The organism is Enterobacter sp. 118C5, from assembly GCF_034107645.1.
GTDB lineage: Bacteria > Pseudomonadota > Gammaproteobacteria > Enterobacterales > Enterobacteriaceae > Enterobacter > Enterobacter nematophilus.
Map to the genome: position 1 here is coordinate 88,070 of NZ_JAWNEU010000001.1, position 16,866 is coordinate 104,935.

General features: G+C 55.0%; 17 protein-coding genes. 9 read left to right on the forward strand and 8 right to left on the reverse strand.

Annotated features, from left to right (window positions below; translation table 11 throughout):
- Positions 1-21: 21 nt before the first annotated feature.
- From fliI to fliF, 4 genes are read right to left on the reverse strand one after another with little or no spacing between them, the layout of a single operon-like run.
- The gene (gene fliI / locus UTO39_RS00420; protein ID WP_023330814.1) at positions 22-1,392 is read right to left on the reverse strand and encodes a flagellar protein export ATPase FliI; all 1,371 of its coding nucleotides are present in this window, start codon (positions 1,390-1,392) and stop codon (positions 22-24) included.
- The gene (gene fliH / locus UTO39_RS00425) at positions 1,392-2,099 is read right to left on the reverse strand and encodes a flagellar assembly protein FliH (RefSeq protein ID WP_061097759.1); all 708 of its coding nucleotides are present in this window, start codon (positions 2,097-2,099) and stop codon (positions 1,392-1,394) included. Before fliH ends, fliI begins: the two co-directional genes overlap by 1 nt.
- Positions 2,092-3,090 (reverse strand): flagellar motor switch protein FliG, encoded by a 999-nt coding sequence (gene fliG, locus UTO39_RS00430; RefSeq protein ID WP_008500327.1) that lies wholly within the window; start codon positions 3,088-3,090, stop codon positions 2,092-2,094. Before fliG ends, fliH begins: the two co-directional genes overlap by 8 nt.
- Positions 3,083-4,762 (reverse strand): flagellar basal-body MS-ring/collar protein FliF, encoded by a 1,680-nt coding sequence (fliF, locus tag UTO39_RS00435; protein WP_151412564.1) that lies wholly within the window; start codon positions 4,760-4,762, stop codon positions 3,083-3,085. Before fliF ends, fliG begins: the two co-directional genes overlap by 8 nt.
- A gap of 228 nt (positions 4,763-4,990) precedes the next feature.
- On the opposite strand from fliF, the gene fliE reads away from it, so the two are divergent.
- From fliE to yedD, 3 genes are all read left to right on the forward strand, one after another.
- On the forward strand, positions 4,991-5,305 hold the full coding sequence (fliE, locus tag UTO39_RS00440) for a flagellar hook-basal body complex protein FliE (RefSeq protein WP_028013699.1): 315 nt from the start codon (positions 4,991-4,993) through the stop codon (positions 5,303-5,305).
- A gap of 242 nt (positions 5,306-5,547) precedes the next feature.
- The gene (locus UTO39_RS00445; RefSeq protein WP_320726176.1) at positions 5,548-6,060 is read left to right on the forward strand and encodes a DUF4823 domain-containing protein; all 513 of its coding nucleotides are present in this window, start codon (positions 5,548-5,550) and stop codon (positions 6,058-6,060) included.
- Between the two features lie 154 nt (positions 6,061-6,214).
- Complete coding sequence (gene yedD, locus UTO39_RS00450) at positions 6,215-6,628, forward strand: lipoprotein YedD (protein ID WP_320726177.1); 414 nt, start codon at positions 6,215-6,217, stop codon at positions 6,626-6,628.
- 540 nt (positions 6,629-7,168) lie between these two features.
- Here the strand turns inward: yedD and amyA are convergent.
- Genes amyA through fliD form a run of 4 tightly spaced genes read right to left on the reverse strand, consistent with a single transcriptional unit; the run spans position 7,169 to position 10,939 of the window.
- Positions 7,169-8,656 (reverse strand): alpha-amylase, encoded by a 1,488-nt coding sequence (amyA, locus tag UTO39_RS00455; RefSeq protein WP_320726178.1) that lies wholly within the window; start codon positions 8,654-8,656, stop codon positions 7,169-7,171.
- Between the two features lie 52 nt (positions 8,657-8,708).
- Positions 8,709-9,083: a flagella biosynthesis regulatory protein FliT gene (gene fliT, locus UTO39_RS00460; protein WP_045260347.1), complete on the reverse strand. Its 375-nt coding sequence runs from the start codon at positions 9,081-9,083 to the stop codon at positions 8,709-8,711.
- A 5-nt stretch (positions 9,084-9,088) separates the two neighbouring features.
- Entirely contained in the window at positions 9,089-9,493 is a 405-nt protein-coding gene (fliS, locus tag UTO39_RS00465) for a flagellar export chaperone FliS (RefSeq protein WP_045260346.1), read from the reverse strand.
- A gap of 21 nt (positions 9,494-9,514) precedes the next feature.
- Entirely contained in the window at positions 9,515-10,939 is a 1,425-nt protein-coding gene (gene fliD, locus UTO39_RS00470; RefSeq protein ID WP_320726179.1) for a flagellar filament capping protein FliD, read from the reverse strand.
- A 398-nt stretch (positions 10,940-11,337) separates the two neighbouring features.
- Between fliD and UTO39_RS00475 the strand changes: the two genes are divergently transcribed.
- From UTO39_RS00475 to dcyD, 6 genes are all read left to right on the forward strand, one after another.
- Complete coding sequence (locus tag UTO39_RS00475; RefSeq protein WP_151412571.1) at positions 11,338-12,162, forward strand: flagellin; 825 nt, start codon at positions 11,338-11,340, stop codon at positions 12,160-12,162.
- 62 nt (positions 12,163-12,224) lie between these two features.
- Entirely contained in the window at positions 12,225-13,430 is a 1,206-nt protein-coding gene (gene fliB, locus UTO39_RS00480) for a flagellin lysine-N-methylase (protein ID WP_320726180.1), read from the forward strand.
- Between the two features lie 129 nt (positions 13,431-13,559).
- The gene (locus UTO39_RS00485) at positions 13,560-14,279 is read left to right on the forward strand and encodes an RNA polymerase sigma factor FliA (RefSeq protein ID WP_014170714.1); all 720 of its coding nucleotides are present in this window, start codon (positions 13,560-13,562) and stop codon (positions 14,277-14,279) included.
- 54 nt (positions 14,280-14,333) lie between these two features.
- Complete coding sequence (gene fliZ, locus UTO39_RS00490; RefSeq protein WP_061097767.1) at positions 14,334-14,885, forward strand: flagella biosynthesis regulatory protein FliZ; 552 nt, start codon at positions 14,334-14,336, stop codon at positions 14,883-14,885.
- 86 nt (positions 14,886-14,971) lie between these two features.
- Positions 14,972-15,772 carry a cystine ABC transporter substrate-binding protein gene (tcyJ, locus tag UTO39_RS00495; RefSeq protein ID WP_047652374.1) on the forward strand — a complete coding sequence of 267 codons (801 nt, stop codon included), beginning with the start codon at positions 14,972-14,974 and terminating at the stop codon, positions 15,770-15,772.
- A 107-nt stretch (positions 15,773-15,879) separates the two neighbouring features.
- Positions 15,880-16,866, forward strand: coding sequence for a D-cysteine desulfhydrase (dcyD, locus tag UTO39_RS00500; RefSeq protein WP_320726181.1), 987 nt, complete (start codon positions 15,880-15,882; stop codon positions 16,864-16,866).

Here is a 16,866-nt window from a genome sequence, read left to right on the forward strand (position 1 = left end):
GACCTTCGCCCTCCACCTGTGTTACACCTGCGGGAAAATCAGCTCCAGCGCCTGGATTGAATCTTCCCAGTCGGCACGCTCAAAAATGCCCTGTTGTAAAAATGCCTCCAGCTGCGGCCACAGGCTAATCGCCTTGTCGAGCATCGGGTCGCTGCCTTTGGCATACGCCCCCACGCTGACCAGATCGCGGTTGCGCTGGAAGCTGGAAAGCAGTTGTTTAAAGTTACGCACGCGGGCGTAGTGCTTCTCGGTTATCAGCGCCGTCATTGCGCGGCTGATGGACGCTTCAATATCAATCGCCGGGTAGTGTCCGGCTTCGGCCAGGCGGCGCGACAGCACGATATGGCCGTCAAGGATCGCGCGTGCGGAGTCGGCAATCGGGTCCTGCTGGTCGTCGCCCTCGGTCAGTACCGTATAGAAGGCTGTGATAGAGCCGCCGCCGCTGATGCCGTTCCCCGCACGCTCGACCAGCGCCGGAAGTTTGGCGAAGACCGAAGGCGGGTAGCCTTTGGTGGCCGGCGGCTCGCCGATAGCCAGCGCGATTTCACGCTGCGCCATCGCGTAGCGGGTGAGGGAATCCATGATCAGCAGCACGTGCTTGCCGCGGTCACGAAAATCTTCGGCGATACGGGTGGCGTAGGCGGCACCCTGCATACGCAGCAGCGGCGAAACGTCCGCCGGCGCGGCGATAACCACCGAGCGGGCGCGGCCTTCCGCACCCAGAATGTTTTCAATAAAGTCTTTTACTTCGCGACCACGCTCGCCGATAAGCCCCACGACGATCACGTCGGCCTGGGTATAGCGCGCCATCATGCCGAGCAGGACGGATTTCCCCACGCCTGACCCGGCGAACAGGCCCATGCGCTGCCCGCGCCCCACGGTGAGCAGGGCGTTGATCGGGCGCACGCCGGTATCCAGCACGTGCTCAATAGGGGTACGCTGCAGGGGGTTGAACGGCTGGGTGATCAGCGCGCCGGTTTCGGTGGTGTCCGGCGCGGGCAGCCCGTCGAGCGGCTTCCCGCTACCGTCCAGAACGCGGCCGAGCAGGGCAGGGCCAAGCGGCAGCTGTTTCCCGCTTTGCAGCCCGTCGCCGCTGATGTTTTTCGCGTAGACGCGCGCGCCGGGCAGAATGCCTTCCACCTCTTCAAGCGGCATCAGGAACAGGCGCTGGCCGTTAAACCCGACCACTTCGCTTTCCACTTCACGCGTTTCCTGCCCATCCTGACGCTCAATGACGCAGGTTGCCCCCAGCGGAAGCTGCAGGCCGGTGGCCTCCAGTACCAGACCGGTGGCGCGCGTCAGACGCCCATAACGACGAACGGACGGCAGTTGCGCCATCTTCGTTTCAAAGTTGTCGAGCGTGGTGAGCCAGCGGGTGAGGCGCGCGGTCATCAGACGACTCCCGGTGCCGCCAGGCGGCACAGTTCCTGCCAGCGGGTGGCGACGCTGGCGTCCAGATCGCCTTCATCGGCAGAGACTTTGCATCCGCCGTGGTGTAACGACGGGTCGCCGCGCAGACGCCAGCCGTGCAGGCTAAGCGTTGCGCCCAGGCTCTCTTCAACGCGCTGCAGATCGTCCGGGTGGACGCGCAGCTGCGGTTTGCCGCTGAACAGCGGCTCCTGCTGAAGCAGACCCTGAATTTGTTTGATCAGCGCGGTGTTATCCACCACCGGCGTCTGGCCGATAACCTGACGCGCCGCCTCCAGCGCCATCTGCATCAGGCGCGAGGCAATCACGCTGTCCAGCGCGTCCAGCGTGTGCTGAAATTCGCTGACCAGCTGCTGCATGCGGGCATGGATCGGCGCCTGCTGCTGGCGCGCCTGATCGATGCCGTGCTCCAGCCCTTTCGCCAGACCTTCCTGATACCCGAGATCGTGACCCTTCTGGCGGCCCTCGTTCAGACCGGCGTTATAGCCCTGCTCGTGCGCCTGCATTTGCAGCTGCGCCAGCATCTGCGCCTGCTGCTCCTCTTCGCTCAGCTCGGGCTGTTCGGCTTCCGGGTCAAGCTCCTCGGCCGCTACTACGGCCGGGGTGAACTCTGAAAGGGGAGGGGCCAGATCGTCCGGCGTCCAGCGCTTCCACGACAGCTCGTTAGACATAGGTGTCGTCTCCGCTGCCAATCACCATCTCGCCGGTTTCCGCCAGACGACGAACAATAAGCAGGATCGCTTTCTGCTCGTTTTCCACCTGAGACAGACGCACCGGGCCGCGGTTGGCAAGGTCGTCGCGCAGGATATCCGCCGCACGCTGGGACATGTTGCGCAGGAACTTCTCGCGCAGCGGCTGCTCGGCGCCCTTGAGGGCGATAAGCAGCGACTCGGAGTCCACTTCCTGGAGCAGGCGCTGGATGCTGCGGTCGTCCACTTCGACCAGGTTTTCGAACAGGAACATCTCGTCGATGATTTTCTGCGCCAGCTCGCCGTCGAATTCGCGAACCGCCGTAATGACTGCCTCTTCCTGCTGCGTTTTCATCAGGTTGATGATCTCCGCCGCCGTTCTCACGCCGCCCATTTTGCTGCGCTTGAGGTTCTGACCGTCGAGAAGGTTGTTCAGCACTTCGGTCAGCTCCGCCAGCGCGGCCGGCTGGACGCCGCCGAAGGTCGCGATACGCAGCATCACGTCGTGACGCAGACGCTCCTCGAACAGGGCCAGAATATCCGCCGCCTGGCCACGTTTGAGGTGAACCAGGATGGTGGCGATAATCTGCGGGTGCTCGTCGCGAATAAGGTCGGCGGCACTCTGCGGCTCCATAAAGTTGAGCGTTTCGATCCCGCTGGCGGTATCGCGCGTTTCCAGAATATCTTCCAGCAGGCTGGCCGCGCGCTCTTCGCCCAGCGCCTTGACCAGCACGGAGCGCAGGTAGTCGTTGGCGTTGACGTTGAGCGCCGCAAACTGTTCGGCTTCCTGCTCAAATTCCGACAGCACTTCGGTCAGCTGCTTGTTGGAGATCTGACGCACGTTGGCCATGGCCGCGCTGAGAATTTGCACTTCGCGCTGGGAGAGGTGCTTGAACACCTCTGCCGCGCGGTCTTCGCCAATGGTCATCAGCAGGATGACGCTTTTATCGGTGCCCGTAAGCGTATTACTCATGTTCGTTACCCATCCACTGGCGGATGACCAGCGCCACGACGCGCGGATCGTTATCTGACATTTCGCGAATGCGCTGGCTCATTACCTCTGCGCCCATGCGCTGGTTAGCACGACGCTGCTGCATCTGTTCATCTTTACTGAGGCGTACTTCAACCGCTTCTTCCACTTCCTGACGCGCGCTCATCTGCTCGCGAGCCGCTTTTTCGGCTTCAGCACGGCGCTGAAGCTGCGGACGAACGCCCTTACGCCACAGCAGCCACGCGACAATCAGCACCAGCAGCCAGCGTCCTGCGGACATCAGCTGGTCGATAAACGCCTGCTGTTGCCAGAACGGCAGCTCGCCGCCGGTCTCTTCAACCGCGTTGAACGGCGAGTTGACCACGTTGAGGGTATCGCCGCGCTTCTCGGAGTAGCCCATCGCTTCGCGGGTCAGGTTTTCAATCTGCTTCATCTGCTCGGCGGTTAACGGCAACGGTTTGCCGTCCGGCAGGGTTTTGTAGTTCACCACCACCGCAACGGAAAGACGCTGAATATCGCCCACGTTCAGCTTAGTGTGGCGAATGGTCCGGTCCACTTCATAGTTCGTGGTTTCGTTACGGCTGCTGGAGCGCGGACCGGCGTTACTGGTCGTTGAGGTGGTCTGCTGATTGTTTTGCTGACCGTTCTGCTGATTGGCCGGCGGCGTGGAAATCGGCGCCGCGTTAGCCGGAGCAGGCTGGTTAGAGAGCGCGCCCGGCACCCCGCCAGGGTAGGCCCCGCCGACCTGTTCGCTGGAGTTGATCTGGCGTGAGCGCATTACCGCCTGAGCCGCATCGCCGTTCGGGCTGTATTGCTCTTCGGTTTGTTCTTTATTAGAGAAGTCAATCTGCGCGGTCACCTGGGCGTGAACGTTGCTGTTGCCCACCACCGGGCCGAGGATCGCTTCGATACGGCGCTGAAGACGGCTTTCCACGTCGGCGGCGTATTTCAGCTGCGCGTCGTTCAGGTCACGCCCGGCGGTATTGGATTGGGTCAGCAGGTGTCCGCTTTGGTCCACCAGCGTCACGTTACCCGGCGGCAGGCCGGCGACGGCGCTGGAGACGAGATGCGTCACCGCGCTGATTTGCCCTTCGTCCAGCGCGCGGCCAGGTTCGAGGTTCACGGTAACGGAAGCCGAAGGGGATTTCTGTTCACGAACGAATAAAGAGGGTTTAGGCATCGCCAGGTGCACGCGGGCACTCTTCACCGGGCCTAACGTTTCAATGGTGCGGGCCAGCTCGCCTTCCAGCGCACGCTGGTAGTTAACCTGCTCGCTGAACTGGCTGATGCCGAACTTTTCCTGGTCCAGCAGCTCAAAGCCGACCGCGCCGCCCTTTGGCAGGCCCTGCTGTGCCAGACGCAGACGCAGCTCGTGCACCTTATCCGCCGGTACCTCCAGCGCACCGCCATTATCGGCAAAGCGATACGGGATGTTCATCTGGGTAAGCTGGGTGACGATGGCGCCGCCATCCTGATCGGAAAGGTTGCTGTAGAGCGTGCGGTAATCAGGGCTTTTCGCCCATAAAACCATCGCTACAAGGATCGCAATTGCGGCAGCGCCTGCCACGATCAACGGGATTTTAGGATTCGCGCGAAGGCGGTTCATCCACTCAAGTGATTTATTTTGTGGCGCTGTCGATGCTGTTGCACTCATTGCGCACCTCTTAAATCCTGGTGGTTTACGTTATTCGTGTAGAGAAACAAAACTGACTCCCGGGTCGGCAAACACGACAAAAGTTCCATATTGATGGCCCTGCCATTATTTGACGATTCCGGATTTTCTATGCGTCAAATAACCTGGTTTTTTCACGCTATTTACCGCCATTATCTTATTGACAAGCTGTTAGTCTTGACCGCGTAAAAAACCATCCAGGGGAGAGTCATGGCTATACAGGGCATTGAAGGGGTAATCAGTCAGTTGCAGGCAACGGCGATGACGGCCCGTAATCAGAATGTGGCAGAACAACAGCCGACCATCAGCTTTGCGGGGCAACTGCACGCCGCTCTTGACCGTATCAGCGATACCCAGACCGCTGCGCGTACGCAGGCGGAGAAGTTCACCCTCGGCGAGCCGGGCGTGGCGCTGAATGATGTGATGACCGATTTGCAAAAAGCCTCGGTTTCTATCCAGATGGGGATCCAGGTGCGTAATAAGCTGGTGTCGGCTTATCAGGAAGTGATGGGGATGCAGGTTTAGGTAATCTAACTTGATGAAATTTATAGTTAATAGTTGCTCCCAAACATGTTATGGGACATGGGCGGGGCAAAGCTAATTACATTTCGTTCTGGACAGGCATCTCGTATGGTCAATTTCGCCTTCCAGAACTGTGCCTCCCCGACGCATTTCACCAGTTTTGTCACGTCTTCATGATGCAAACATATGTTTCACCTGGACCGGCCTGATAAAATGTAACTCCTTTATTTTACAGGGATAGAAAAGTGAAAAGTTTGTTTCTGTTTTTTTCTGCAATTTTACTGGCAGGTTGTTCCGCTAAATACAGCACAAATAATATTCAGGAGCGTACAGAGCCCCTGTTAAAAGATGCCCCAGTTGCTATCTCTCAGCCAACTGACGGGGTATATGAAACACACACTTATTCGGGGTCTGGCAAAGCTACGGCAGACGCTGCAAAAGCTGCATTTTTGCGACATTCAGATAATGTGACTGTTTTTGCCGACTGTGATGATCTTGCCTGTCTCGAAAGCCGCCATACAATTAGCCGCGGTTATTATGTGGTCCCACAGATATTGCACTGGGAAGATCGTGCAACTGAGTGGTCCGGCATTCCAGACAAGATTGAAGTGAAAATCACTGTATATAATAGTGAATCCAATAGTCGTGTTGCATCAACAATTATCAATGGCAAAAGCAAGTGGGCTACCTTCGGTGGCGATCACCCACAGGATCTGTTACCAGAACCTGTAAGCGCGTTTATATCGAGTCTGTATTAATTTCCAACATGCTGTCATACAGAACCCCGTTTAAACGGGGTTCTGTCAGATTTCAGTAAGCCTGTCCTTCTTATATTTAAGCCCCCTCGATCTTCGCTGGCAGCGTCAGCGCTTTAATGCCACAATATTTTTTTCTTCGAATGCAGGAAAGATGATGAAAAAAATAGCAATTGCTGGCGCGCTGCTGGCACTGACCGGGTGCGTTCAGGTAGATAACTATAATGACGTGATCAAGCATCCCGTCCCGGCACACCTGGCGGGATACTGGCAGTCGAAAGGGCCGCAGAGCAGTCTGGTCAGCCCTGAAGCGATTGCCACGCTGGTGGTGACGGAAGAGGGCGATACGCTGGACTGCCGCCAATGGCAGCGCGTGATTGCCGTGCCGGGTAAGATCATGCTGCGCTCAGAGAGCTATTACAACGTCACGCGCAAGCTGGATATCTATCAGATGGATCGCGACGGCGCTACGCTTGAGTATGACGGGATGGAGTTGCAAAAGGTTGACCGCCCAACGGTGGAATGTGCTGATTACCTGAGCAAAAACCCGCTGGAGAGTAAGCTGCCCTAAGGGTAAACGCAAAACGGCAACCTCGTTGCCGTTTTTGGTGTTTGCACCCTCTCCCTTTGGGCTGAGGAATCCCTGGTAATTTCTCTACCCGAAGCGATGAGCGTTGCTTCAGGAAAATGAATTGCTTGCAGCGACGCCCTGGTCCGGCTGTAAATCGCTGAGGCGTTTCCTGCAGGCCGGGGCGAGGCGCATGGATGCGCCGAGAGGGCGGGCTTTACATGGACGTTACCTCCGCCCGTCCCCGATAAGCCGAAAGGAATAAGCCGAGGGCACCGCGAAGCGGCGATTTACCGCCGGGAGCCCGGGTTGCCAGGGGGGTGGCGATTGAGCCGCCCTGGCACGTTCACTGGTCCTGTCGTAACAGAGTAGCAAGGAACGTAAAGTGAACGGAATGACCACTACCGCCGTATGTGCCCCTCACCCTAACCCTCTCCCCAAAGGGGCGAGGGGATTGTTCACTGCTCGCATTAATTTGTGAGGATCCCTCAGCCCTTTGGGAGAGGGACGGGGTGAGGGGACCAGGCCGCACCTTTTCCATTACTACAACGCATCCTCAATCACCCACACGCTTACGCTTCCCCCTTTACAGGTAAAGGTACCTTCGCCATCCGCCGCGGTGGTCACCGTTTCTTCACGATTGCCGAGGAAATCCCGCCACGTTTTGTTGCCGTAGTTTTCCCCCAGGCAAATCACCTTCTCGCCGTCGTCGCCGTTCGACATCACCACCACGCAGCCGGGATCGTCCTCCGTTCCGCTGCGGCTGAAGGCGATGCAGTTTGGATGGTCAAAAAACAGCGTCTGCACGCCGTGGGCAAAGCGCTGGCGGGCGAGAATAAGCTCGTGAAGCTGCTCAATTACCGGCATGTCGATGTGATAGGTCTCACCGTCGCCTCCCGTATCGTCATAGCTTGCGCCGAACAGATCCGGGTAGAAAACGCTTGGCACGCCGTTTTCCCGCAGCAGGATCAGCGCGTACGCCAGCGGTTTAAACCAGGCTTCGACCGGCGCTTCCAGCGCCTGCAGAGGCTGCGTGTCATGGTTAGCGACGAGAGTGACCGCATGGAACGGGTCGGCCTCCACCAGCGTGCCGGTGAAGATCTGGCTCATGTCGTAATCCCGACCCTGGCGTGACGCCTCGTGGAATTTCATCTGCAGCGGGGCATCAAACAGCATGGTTTTGCCCTCGACCTGGTCAATATAGGCCTGCAGTTTGTCCACCTCGTGGGACCAGTATTCCGCCACGATAAACAACGGCTGTTCGGCGACTTCCTGAACGTGCTCAATCCACTCTTTGTAAAACCAGGCGGGAATATGCTTGACGGCGTCCAGACGAAAACCGTCGCAGCGCGTCTGTTCCATGACCCAGCGGGCCCAGTATTTTATTTCCTCGGTGACGGCGTGATTGCGAAAGTCGATGTTTTCGCCCATCAGGTAATCGAAGTTACCCATCTCATCATCAACCTGGTCGTTCCAGCCTTCGCCGGTGTAGTCGTTGACGATTTTAAAGATCCCGTCTTCATCCGGGTTTTCAATATGGTCGACACCGCTGAAGCATTTGTAATCCCAGATGAACTGCGAATATTGCCCGGCGCGGGCAGGGAAGGTGTAGCGTGTCCACGCTTCACACTCTACGATCTCATCATTGATTTGCGTGCGATCCTGCTCGTTCACGCGCTGAACGCGGACGGGCTCTTTCTCATCAGCCCCCATTTTGTGGTTAACCACCACGTCCAGCAGTACGGCAATGTCGTTGCTTTTGAGGGCGTCGATAGCCTCCAGCAGCTGCGCTTTGTCGCCATATTTCGTGGCGATGCTGCCTTTCTGATCAAACTCGCCGAGGTCAAACAGATCGTAAGAGTCATAGCCAACCGAAAACCCGCCGGAAGCCCCTTTATACGCGGGCGGCAGCCAGATCATGTTGATGCCGATTTCATTAAGATTGGGGGCTAACGCCGTGACTTCTCGCCACAATTCACCGCCAGCGGGGTAATACCAGTGAAAGCATTGTAACAGGGTGGGGTTTTTCATCGTCCGTGCTCCAGAAGCCATATGGCAGACTTCTGGAGTATGGATGAAGAAATCATAATTGTGTGTCGCGGGTAACACTTTCTGGATAAAGAATATTCCCTGACAGCTTTCCATAGGTAGAGGTGATGGATTGCTGTTTGCCGGTCTGATCGATGAGATTACGCAGTTCGTCCATCCGCACTTTCAGCAGCGCCTTTAACGTATTCTCATTGTCGAGAATCATCTCCAGCAGCGCACGCGCTTGCTCAACCTGAGCCGGTGGGCATGACATGATGGGCGTTTGCGAAATCCTTTCCACCAGTTGAACGTAATGCATTTCCTGCTCAATAAGCGCATCCCATTGACCAGAATGTGCGAGATTTAGCATAGCAATGCTCTGAGCATGTAACGCCTGCCAGTGGCTAAGCGCTGCGCTGGGATTATTCATCAAAATTATCCTGAAATAGAGGACGCATTGGGGCCGATTTGCTTCCACGCATCCGCAATGTTGTTTAATAAACCCTCGACTTCAACAATTGCGTCTACGTCATTACTGACGTTCGCCAGTAATAAACGTCGAACCATATATTCGTACAAGGAGGCAAGATTGCTGGACAGCTCGCTCTCAACCTCCATGTTCAGTCCTGCTTTTAAACCGTTGTCGATGATGTTAATGGCTTTCGATAACGCTTCGCCTTTTTCACGAATTTGTCCGGCTTCCATGAACAAACGCGCGCGGACGAGGGCGCTATGCGCCCCGTCGAACAACATGACAATCAGCTGGTGTGGACTGGCATTCATAACTGCGCTTTCTACTCCTATCTGCTGATAGGATTGAACACCAGAGGTCTTATACATATCCACTCCTGAAGGCTACGACTATTTTTGTGAGAACTGTTGGGTCAGGTAGTTGGCCGTACTGGTCATTTTGGTGACTAATACGTCCAGGCTGGTGAACTGCGCTTTGTAACGCGCCATGGTGGCATCAATAGTGGCTTCCATAGAATCGTAACGTTCGCCCAGGGTTTTCAGCGTTTTGTTGATACCGTCTTTCGCATTCTGGATCACGCCCGCGCTGCCGGTGCTGGTGCTGAGCATGGTGGTCAGCGTGTTGTTCATCTGGGTCGCCAGACCGGTTTTCTTTCCGTCACCGATAAAGTACTGCTGTACGGCGGTCGGGTTGTCGGTCAGCGCTTTTTTCAGCTTATCGGTATCCACTTTGAGGTTACCGACCGTACCGTCTGCGCCTTTGACTGGATCCTGGGTAATCCCCAGCTGAGCCATGATCTGAACGGAGCCGGCCTGAACTTCGGTCAGCAGACCGCGCAGCTGGGACTGGATCCCGCGCACGTTTGCATCACCCACCAGCGCGCCGTTGCTGGTGGACTGACCGCCTGCACCCGCGTCGACCGCGACATATTTGGTCAGGCTGTTAATGGTGGACTGCAGCGAGTTATACGCGGTTACCCAGTCCGTTACGGCTTTTTGGTTTGCATCCGTGGCGCGCGTCACTTCCAGCATTTCATCCGCTTTACTTTCGGCCTTCACGGTGAAGGTCATCCCCGGCAGCGCATCAGAGATGGTGTTCGATTGACGCTCAATCTTGATGTCGTTCACAACGACAATCGCGTTCTGGGCCGCGGTATTTACCGCCAGCGCGCCGGTTTTGGCGGTTGAGTCGTAGCCGATTACGCTTTGCAGCTTGTCGTCCCCGGTGACGCTGATGGTCATCTCGCCATCCGTACCGGTGGTTTTCGAGGAGAGCATCAGGCGGTAATCGCCGTCTTTCGCCTTGATGACGCTGGCGGTGACGTTGCCGTTCGCTTTATTAATCGCGCTCGCGATCCCGGCAAGCGACGTATCGCCATCGGCCAGGTTCACCTCTAAAGGCGTTTTTGTCCCCGGCTGGGTAATCGTAATTTTACGCGTCGTGCCGGTCGTATCGCCCAGCAGTTCCGTGTTGGTGGCATACGAACCCGTCGTGAGCGCCTGTGCTTTTGCCACCTGGTTGACGTTAACCACATAAGAGCCGACGGATGCGTCTGCGGTCGTGGTTGCCGTAAAGGCCGTGTTGGTGCTGCTTACGGCGGTTGAGTTCCATGTGGTCGCTTTACCCAGCGCAGCGGTCGCAGTCTGCAGCGAGGTCATGGCACTCTGCAGCTTGCCGTACGCGCTTAACTGTGCGTTATACGTTGATTGCTGGGTAGTAATCGTCGTCAGCTTGGTTCGTTCTGCTGCGTCCAACTGATTATATAATTCCCCGAGTCCTGCAGAACCTATCCCGAGGTTACTGATAGTAGCCATGCATATTTTCCTTAAATACGAAAGTAGTTCAGGACTCTTATCGGCCTCGAATAGTAAAAGTTTACGATGGTGAGAAAAAAATAATCCAAAGAATAGGCATGTCCTGGCGCGTTAAATGAAACGATTGCGCTTAGGGACGATTTTTAGTGCGCCAATAACACAGATAAGTGTGTGCCTTTTTTGGCATATTCCGCGTAATAAAAAGCCGTAAATAATAACCTTATGACGAACCTTAATTGATTTTTTAAATTAAAATCATTAATAATCATGGAGTTGTAATTTTTTCGAAATTGATTCTAAAGTCTTTTCGGGACCCGTCGATAACCTTGTTGACGGTGAGAGACGCTGTGAGTGTTAGGCACCGGACCTAAAACCCAATTTTTGAAGGAAAGAAAATTATGGCAGTTATCAATACTAACCTGTTGTCCCTGACTACTCAGAACAACCTGAACAAATCTCAGTCTTCTCTGGGCACTGCTATTGAGCGTCTGTCTTCAGGTCTGCGTATCAACAGCGCGAAAGACGATGCCGCTGGCCAGGCGATTGCAAACCGCATGACCTCCCAGATCAAAGGTATGAATCAGGCAGCGCGTAACGCCAACGACGGTATCTCCATGGCGCAGACTGCTGAAGGTTCCCTGAACGAAATCAACAGCAACCTGCAGCGCATTCGTGAACTGGCTGTTCAGGCAACAAACGGTACTAATAGCCCGACTGACCTGGCCTCTCTGCAGGACGAAGTTAAAGCTCGTCTGGATGAAATCGGCCGCGTTGCCAGCAAAACTGACTTCAACGGCATCAAACTGCTTGACGGCACTGCAGGTACTGCTGGTGTGGTTAAAATTCAGGTTGGCGTAAACGATGGTGACACTATCAACCTGGATCTGACTACTGCTAAAGCAGACACGGCTACTCTGGGTGTTGCAGCTATCGACCTGAAAAACCTGGCTGGTACTGAATTGAAAACTATCGACGATGCTATCGCTAAAGTTGATACCGCTCGTTCCGGTCTGGGTGCTGTGCAGAACCGCTTCACTTCTGCAATCAACAACCTGAACAACACCTCTAACAACCTGTCTGCTGCTCAGTCCCGTATCCAGGACGCTGACTACGCAACTGAAGTTTCCAACATGTCCCGCGCGCAGATCCTGCAGCAGGCTGGTACTTCTGTTCTGGCTCAGGCAAACCAGGTTCCACAGACCGTTCTGTCTCTGCTGCGTTAATTTTACGCATCAAGCCCCGCTTCGGCGGGGTTTTTTTGTCTCTGAATTTTGAGGATCCGCCCGTGAAACAGATCGTTATTACCCAGCCTAAACTGGTCGCAGATTTTTCCTGTGTCGGTGGGGAATGCCGTGAACATTGTTGTCAGGGCTGGACCATCGCGTTTGATAAATCCTCCGTTAATCGCTATCTGAACAGTAAAAATGCCGCCATTCGTCACACGGCGAAAACGGCGATAAAAGTCACAAAAAAACAGTATGGCAACTGGGGCGAAGTGATTTTCCATACGGAAAGTAAAAATTGCCCGTTTATGGATACGGAAAAGCTCTGTTCTATTCATAGCGCCATGGGTGCCCAGGCGTTAAGCCCAACCTGTTCGACGTTCCCGCGGACAAACCGGGTCTATAAAAATGAAATTGAAAAATCACTTAATCTCTCGTGCCCGGAAGTGACTCGTCTGCTGCTAAACGATCGGGCGTCGATGTCGATGATGGAATCCATCAGCCTTCAGCAGGACGTGAATAATGCGCCAGCGATGGATTTGAAGATTAAGGTCATCAATCTCTTCTGCCAGAACCTATTTAGCGTTGAGGCAGTGAGCGTTGAAGAACAAGTTTATGCCGTGGTGAAATTCCTCATGGTGGCTGAAAAGCTCGAAAACCTGGAAGAGAATATCAGCACGCTCGAAACGGTTTATTTTTCGCTGGTGAACGAGCTGGTGAGCGGTAAAATCAAGACGGAGTTAGGCGGGTTTAATCAGAACTACAGCCTGAAATTCGCGTTAATCTCGCTCATCCAAAGCTACTTTACGAAGAAAGCGACGGCCCGCGGCGGCGCCGTATTAAACCGTTATTTTGACCAGCTTTATAAACAGTTTGAATCTGTCGATGACACCGTTTCGGCAGAAAAGGTCATGGAAAACATCGAGTCCGTCTGGCGCGATGTGGCGGGCGGTTACCTGACGGAAAACGATCACCTGTTTAAGAACTTTTTTAAATACAAGCTCTGGGAGCAGGGCTTCCCGCAGAGCAATGGCCGCAGCATGTTGAATAATCTCTATTTAATCGTTGCGGAGTTCTATTTCCTTAAATCGCTGCTTGCCGGTCAGGCCATCGCGGCGGGGAAAATTGAACAAGACAATATTATTGACGTTATTTACAGCTTCCACTCCCTGAGCCAGCATAACCAGGAAGCAGGAAAGCTCTTTCATCAACATATAGATAGCGTCAAATTGGGCGACGATATCTCATTGCTGCAACTGTTAATTTAGCCAGAAAAGTTGCCCCTCCTGCGGGCAACCTCAGAATAACCTCACTTTATCCCCCTTTTTCATCCAATTGAACGCCCTGCAGAATCGGATAATCATGCCGATAACTCAACTAACGCAGGGCTGTTTATCGTGAATTCACTCTATACCGCTGAAGGTGTAATGGATAAACACTCGCTGTGGCAGCGTTATGTCCCGCTGGTGCGTCACGAAGCATTGCGCCTCCAGGTGCGCTTGCCGGCGAGCGTGGAACTTGACGATCTGCTACAGGCGGGCGGTATCGGGTTATTGAATGCAGTTGACCGATACGACGCTCTGCAAGGAACGGCATTTACGACTTACGCAGTTCAGCGTATTCGTGGTGCGATGCTGGACGAGCTGCGCAGCCGCGACTGGGTGCCGCGCAGCGTTCGCCGCAACGCGCGCGAAGTGGCGCATGCGATGGGGCAGCTGGAACAGGAACTGGGACGCAACGCAACGGAAACCGAAGTGGCGGAACGTCTTGGCATTGCTGTTGAAGAGTATCGTCAGATGTTGCTCGATACCAATAATAGCCAACTCTTCTCCTATGACGAGTGGCGCGAAGAGCATGGCGATAGCATCGAGCTGGTGACGGACGAGCACCAGCAGGAAAACCCGTTACACCATTTAATGGAAGGGAATTTACGCCAGCGCGTAATGGAAGCGATTGAAGCTCTGCCTGAGCGCGAACAGCTGGTGTTGACCCTTTATTACCAGGAAGAGCTTAATCTCAAAGAGATTGGCGCGGTTCTGGAGGTGGGGGAGTCGCGGGTTAGCCAGCTGCACAGCCAGGCCATTAAACGCTTACGAACCAAGCTGGGTAAGTTATAGGTGATCCAATCACCCGAAAAATGCCGCACAACGTATTGACAACCAGGAGTTATCATGACGGTGCAGCAATCTAAAAGACGGCCTTTAAGCCGCTACCTGAAAGACTTTAAACACAGCCAGACGCATTGCGCCCACTGTAACAAATTACTCGATCGTATCACGCTGGTTCGCCGCGGCGAGATCGTGAATAAAATCGCAATCTCTCGCCTCGACACGTTAATGGATGAAGCCGCGTGGCTCGAAGAGCAAAAAGAGTGGGTGGCGCTTTGCCGTTTCTGTGGCGATCTCCACTGCAAAGAGCAAAGCGACTTCTTCGATATCATCGGCTTCAAACAATTCCTGTTTGAACAAACGGAGATGAGCCACGGCACCGTGCGCGAATATGTGGTTCGCCTGCGCCGCCTTGGGCAGCATCTGACCGTTAACAATATCTCTCGCGATCTGCTCAAGACCGGTTATCTGGATGAAAATCTGGAACCGTGGCTGCCTGCAACCAGCACCAACAACTACCGTATTGCGCTACGCAAGTATGCGCAATATAAGGTACAAATGCCGGGTTCCGTGAAGCAGAAAGCGCTCGCCGGAACAACTTCTGATATATATTAAAAAAGAATAAGATGTAGCGCAGTCGCCTTTGACGTTGCAGGCGATTTCTCTACACTACGTAAAAATTCCACTATATCGGGGTATTTATGAAATTTGCACTTCTGGGTCGTCAGGCGCTGATGGGAGTTATGGCCGTCGCGCTGGTTGCGGGCATGAGCGTAAAAACGTTCGCCGCAGAAAACCTGCTGAATAAAGTAAAAGAGCGCGGTACGCTGCTGGTCGGGCTGGAAGGAACCTATCCTCCGTTCAGCTTCCAGGGTGATGACGGCAAGCTGACCGGTTTTGAAGTGGAATTTGCAGAAGAACTGGCAAAACACCTCGGCGTTAAAGCCTCCCTGAAACCGACCAAATGGGACGGTATGCTGGCCTCGCTGGATTCAAAACGTATTGACGTGGTGATTAACCAGGTGACCATTTCTGACGAGCGTAAGAAGAAGTATGACTTCTCCACGCCGTACACCGTGTCCGGTATCCAGGCGCTGGTGAAGAAAGGTAACGAAGGCTCCATCAAAACGGCTGCCGATCTGAAAGGTAAAAAAGTCGGCGTCGGTCTGGGAACCAACTACGAAGAGTGGCTGCGCCAGAACGTTCAGGGCGTGGATATCCGCACCTATGATGATGACCCGACGAAATACCAGGATCTGCGCGTAGGCCGTATCGACGCCATTCTGGTTGACCGTCTGGCGGCGCTGGATCTGGTGAAGAAAACCAACAATACCCTCGCGGTAGCGGGTGATGCGTTCTCTCGTCAGGAATCCGGCGTGGCCGTCCGTAAAGGCAATGAGGATCTGGTGAAAGCCATTGACTCCGCGATCGCTGACATGCAGAAAGACGGCAGCCTGAAGGCGCTGTCTGAGAAGTGGTTCGGGGCGGACGTCACTAAGTAAGTTGGTGACGTGAAAAAAAGGCGCTTTTAAAAGCGCCTTTTTTATTTCTTACGCGTCTGCGTGCATAATGAAAAATATCACATTTTGTCTGAGTTACCGGAGAATCCATGTCACTACAGAATTTAACGCGCTTTCCCCGTCTGGAGTTTATCGGCGCGCCGACGCCGCTCGAGTACCTGCCGCGATTTTCTGATTATCTGGGACGCGATATTTTCATTAAGCGCGATGACGTGACGCCGATGGCGATGGGCGGCAATAAGCTGCGCAAGCTGGAGTTTCTGGCGGCTGACGCGCTGCGCGAAGGCGCGGATACGCTGATCACCGCCGGGGCCATTCAGTCCAACCACGTTCGTCAGACGGCGGCCGTGGCGGCAAAGCTCGGACTTCACTGCGTGGCCCTGCTGGAAAACCCGATTGGCACGCGGGCGGAAAACTATCTGTCCAACGGGAACCGTCTGCTGCTGGATCTGTTTAACGTGCAGGTGGAGATGGTTGATGCGTTGACCGACCCGACCGCACAGCTCGACGATCTGGCCACGCGGCTGGAAGCGCAGGGTTTCCGTCCCTACGTTATTCCCGTCGGCGGTTCGAATGCGCTGGGCGCGCTGGGCTATGTGGAAAGCGCGCTGGAAATCGCCCAGCAGTGCGAAGGGGCGGTGAGCCTCTCGTCTGTGGTGGTTGCCTCCGGAAGCGCGGGCACCCATGCAGGGCTGGCGGTGGGGCTGGAACAGCTGCTGCCGGAGGTCGAGCTGATTGGCGTAACGGTGTCCCGCAGCGTCGCGGACCAGAAGCCAAAAGTAGTGGCTCTGCAACAGGCGGTGGCAGAGCAACTGGAGCTGAAGGCCAGGGCCGGGATCCTGCTCTGGGATGACTATTTTGCGCCGGGTTACGGCACGCCTAATGAAGAGGGCATGGAAGCCGTTAAGCTGCTGGCGCGCCTTGAGGGTATATTGCTCGATCCGGTCTATACGGGTAAAGCGATGGCCGGCCTTATCGATGGCATTGCGCAGAAACGCTTTAAGGATGAAGGGCCGATTTTATTTGTGCACACCGGCGGGGCGCCCGCGCTGTTTGCTTATCATCCTCATGTCTAA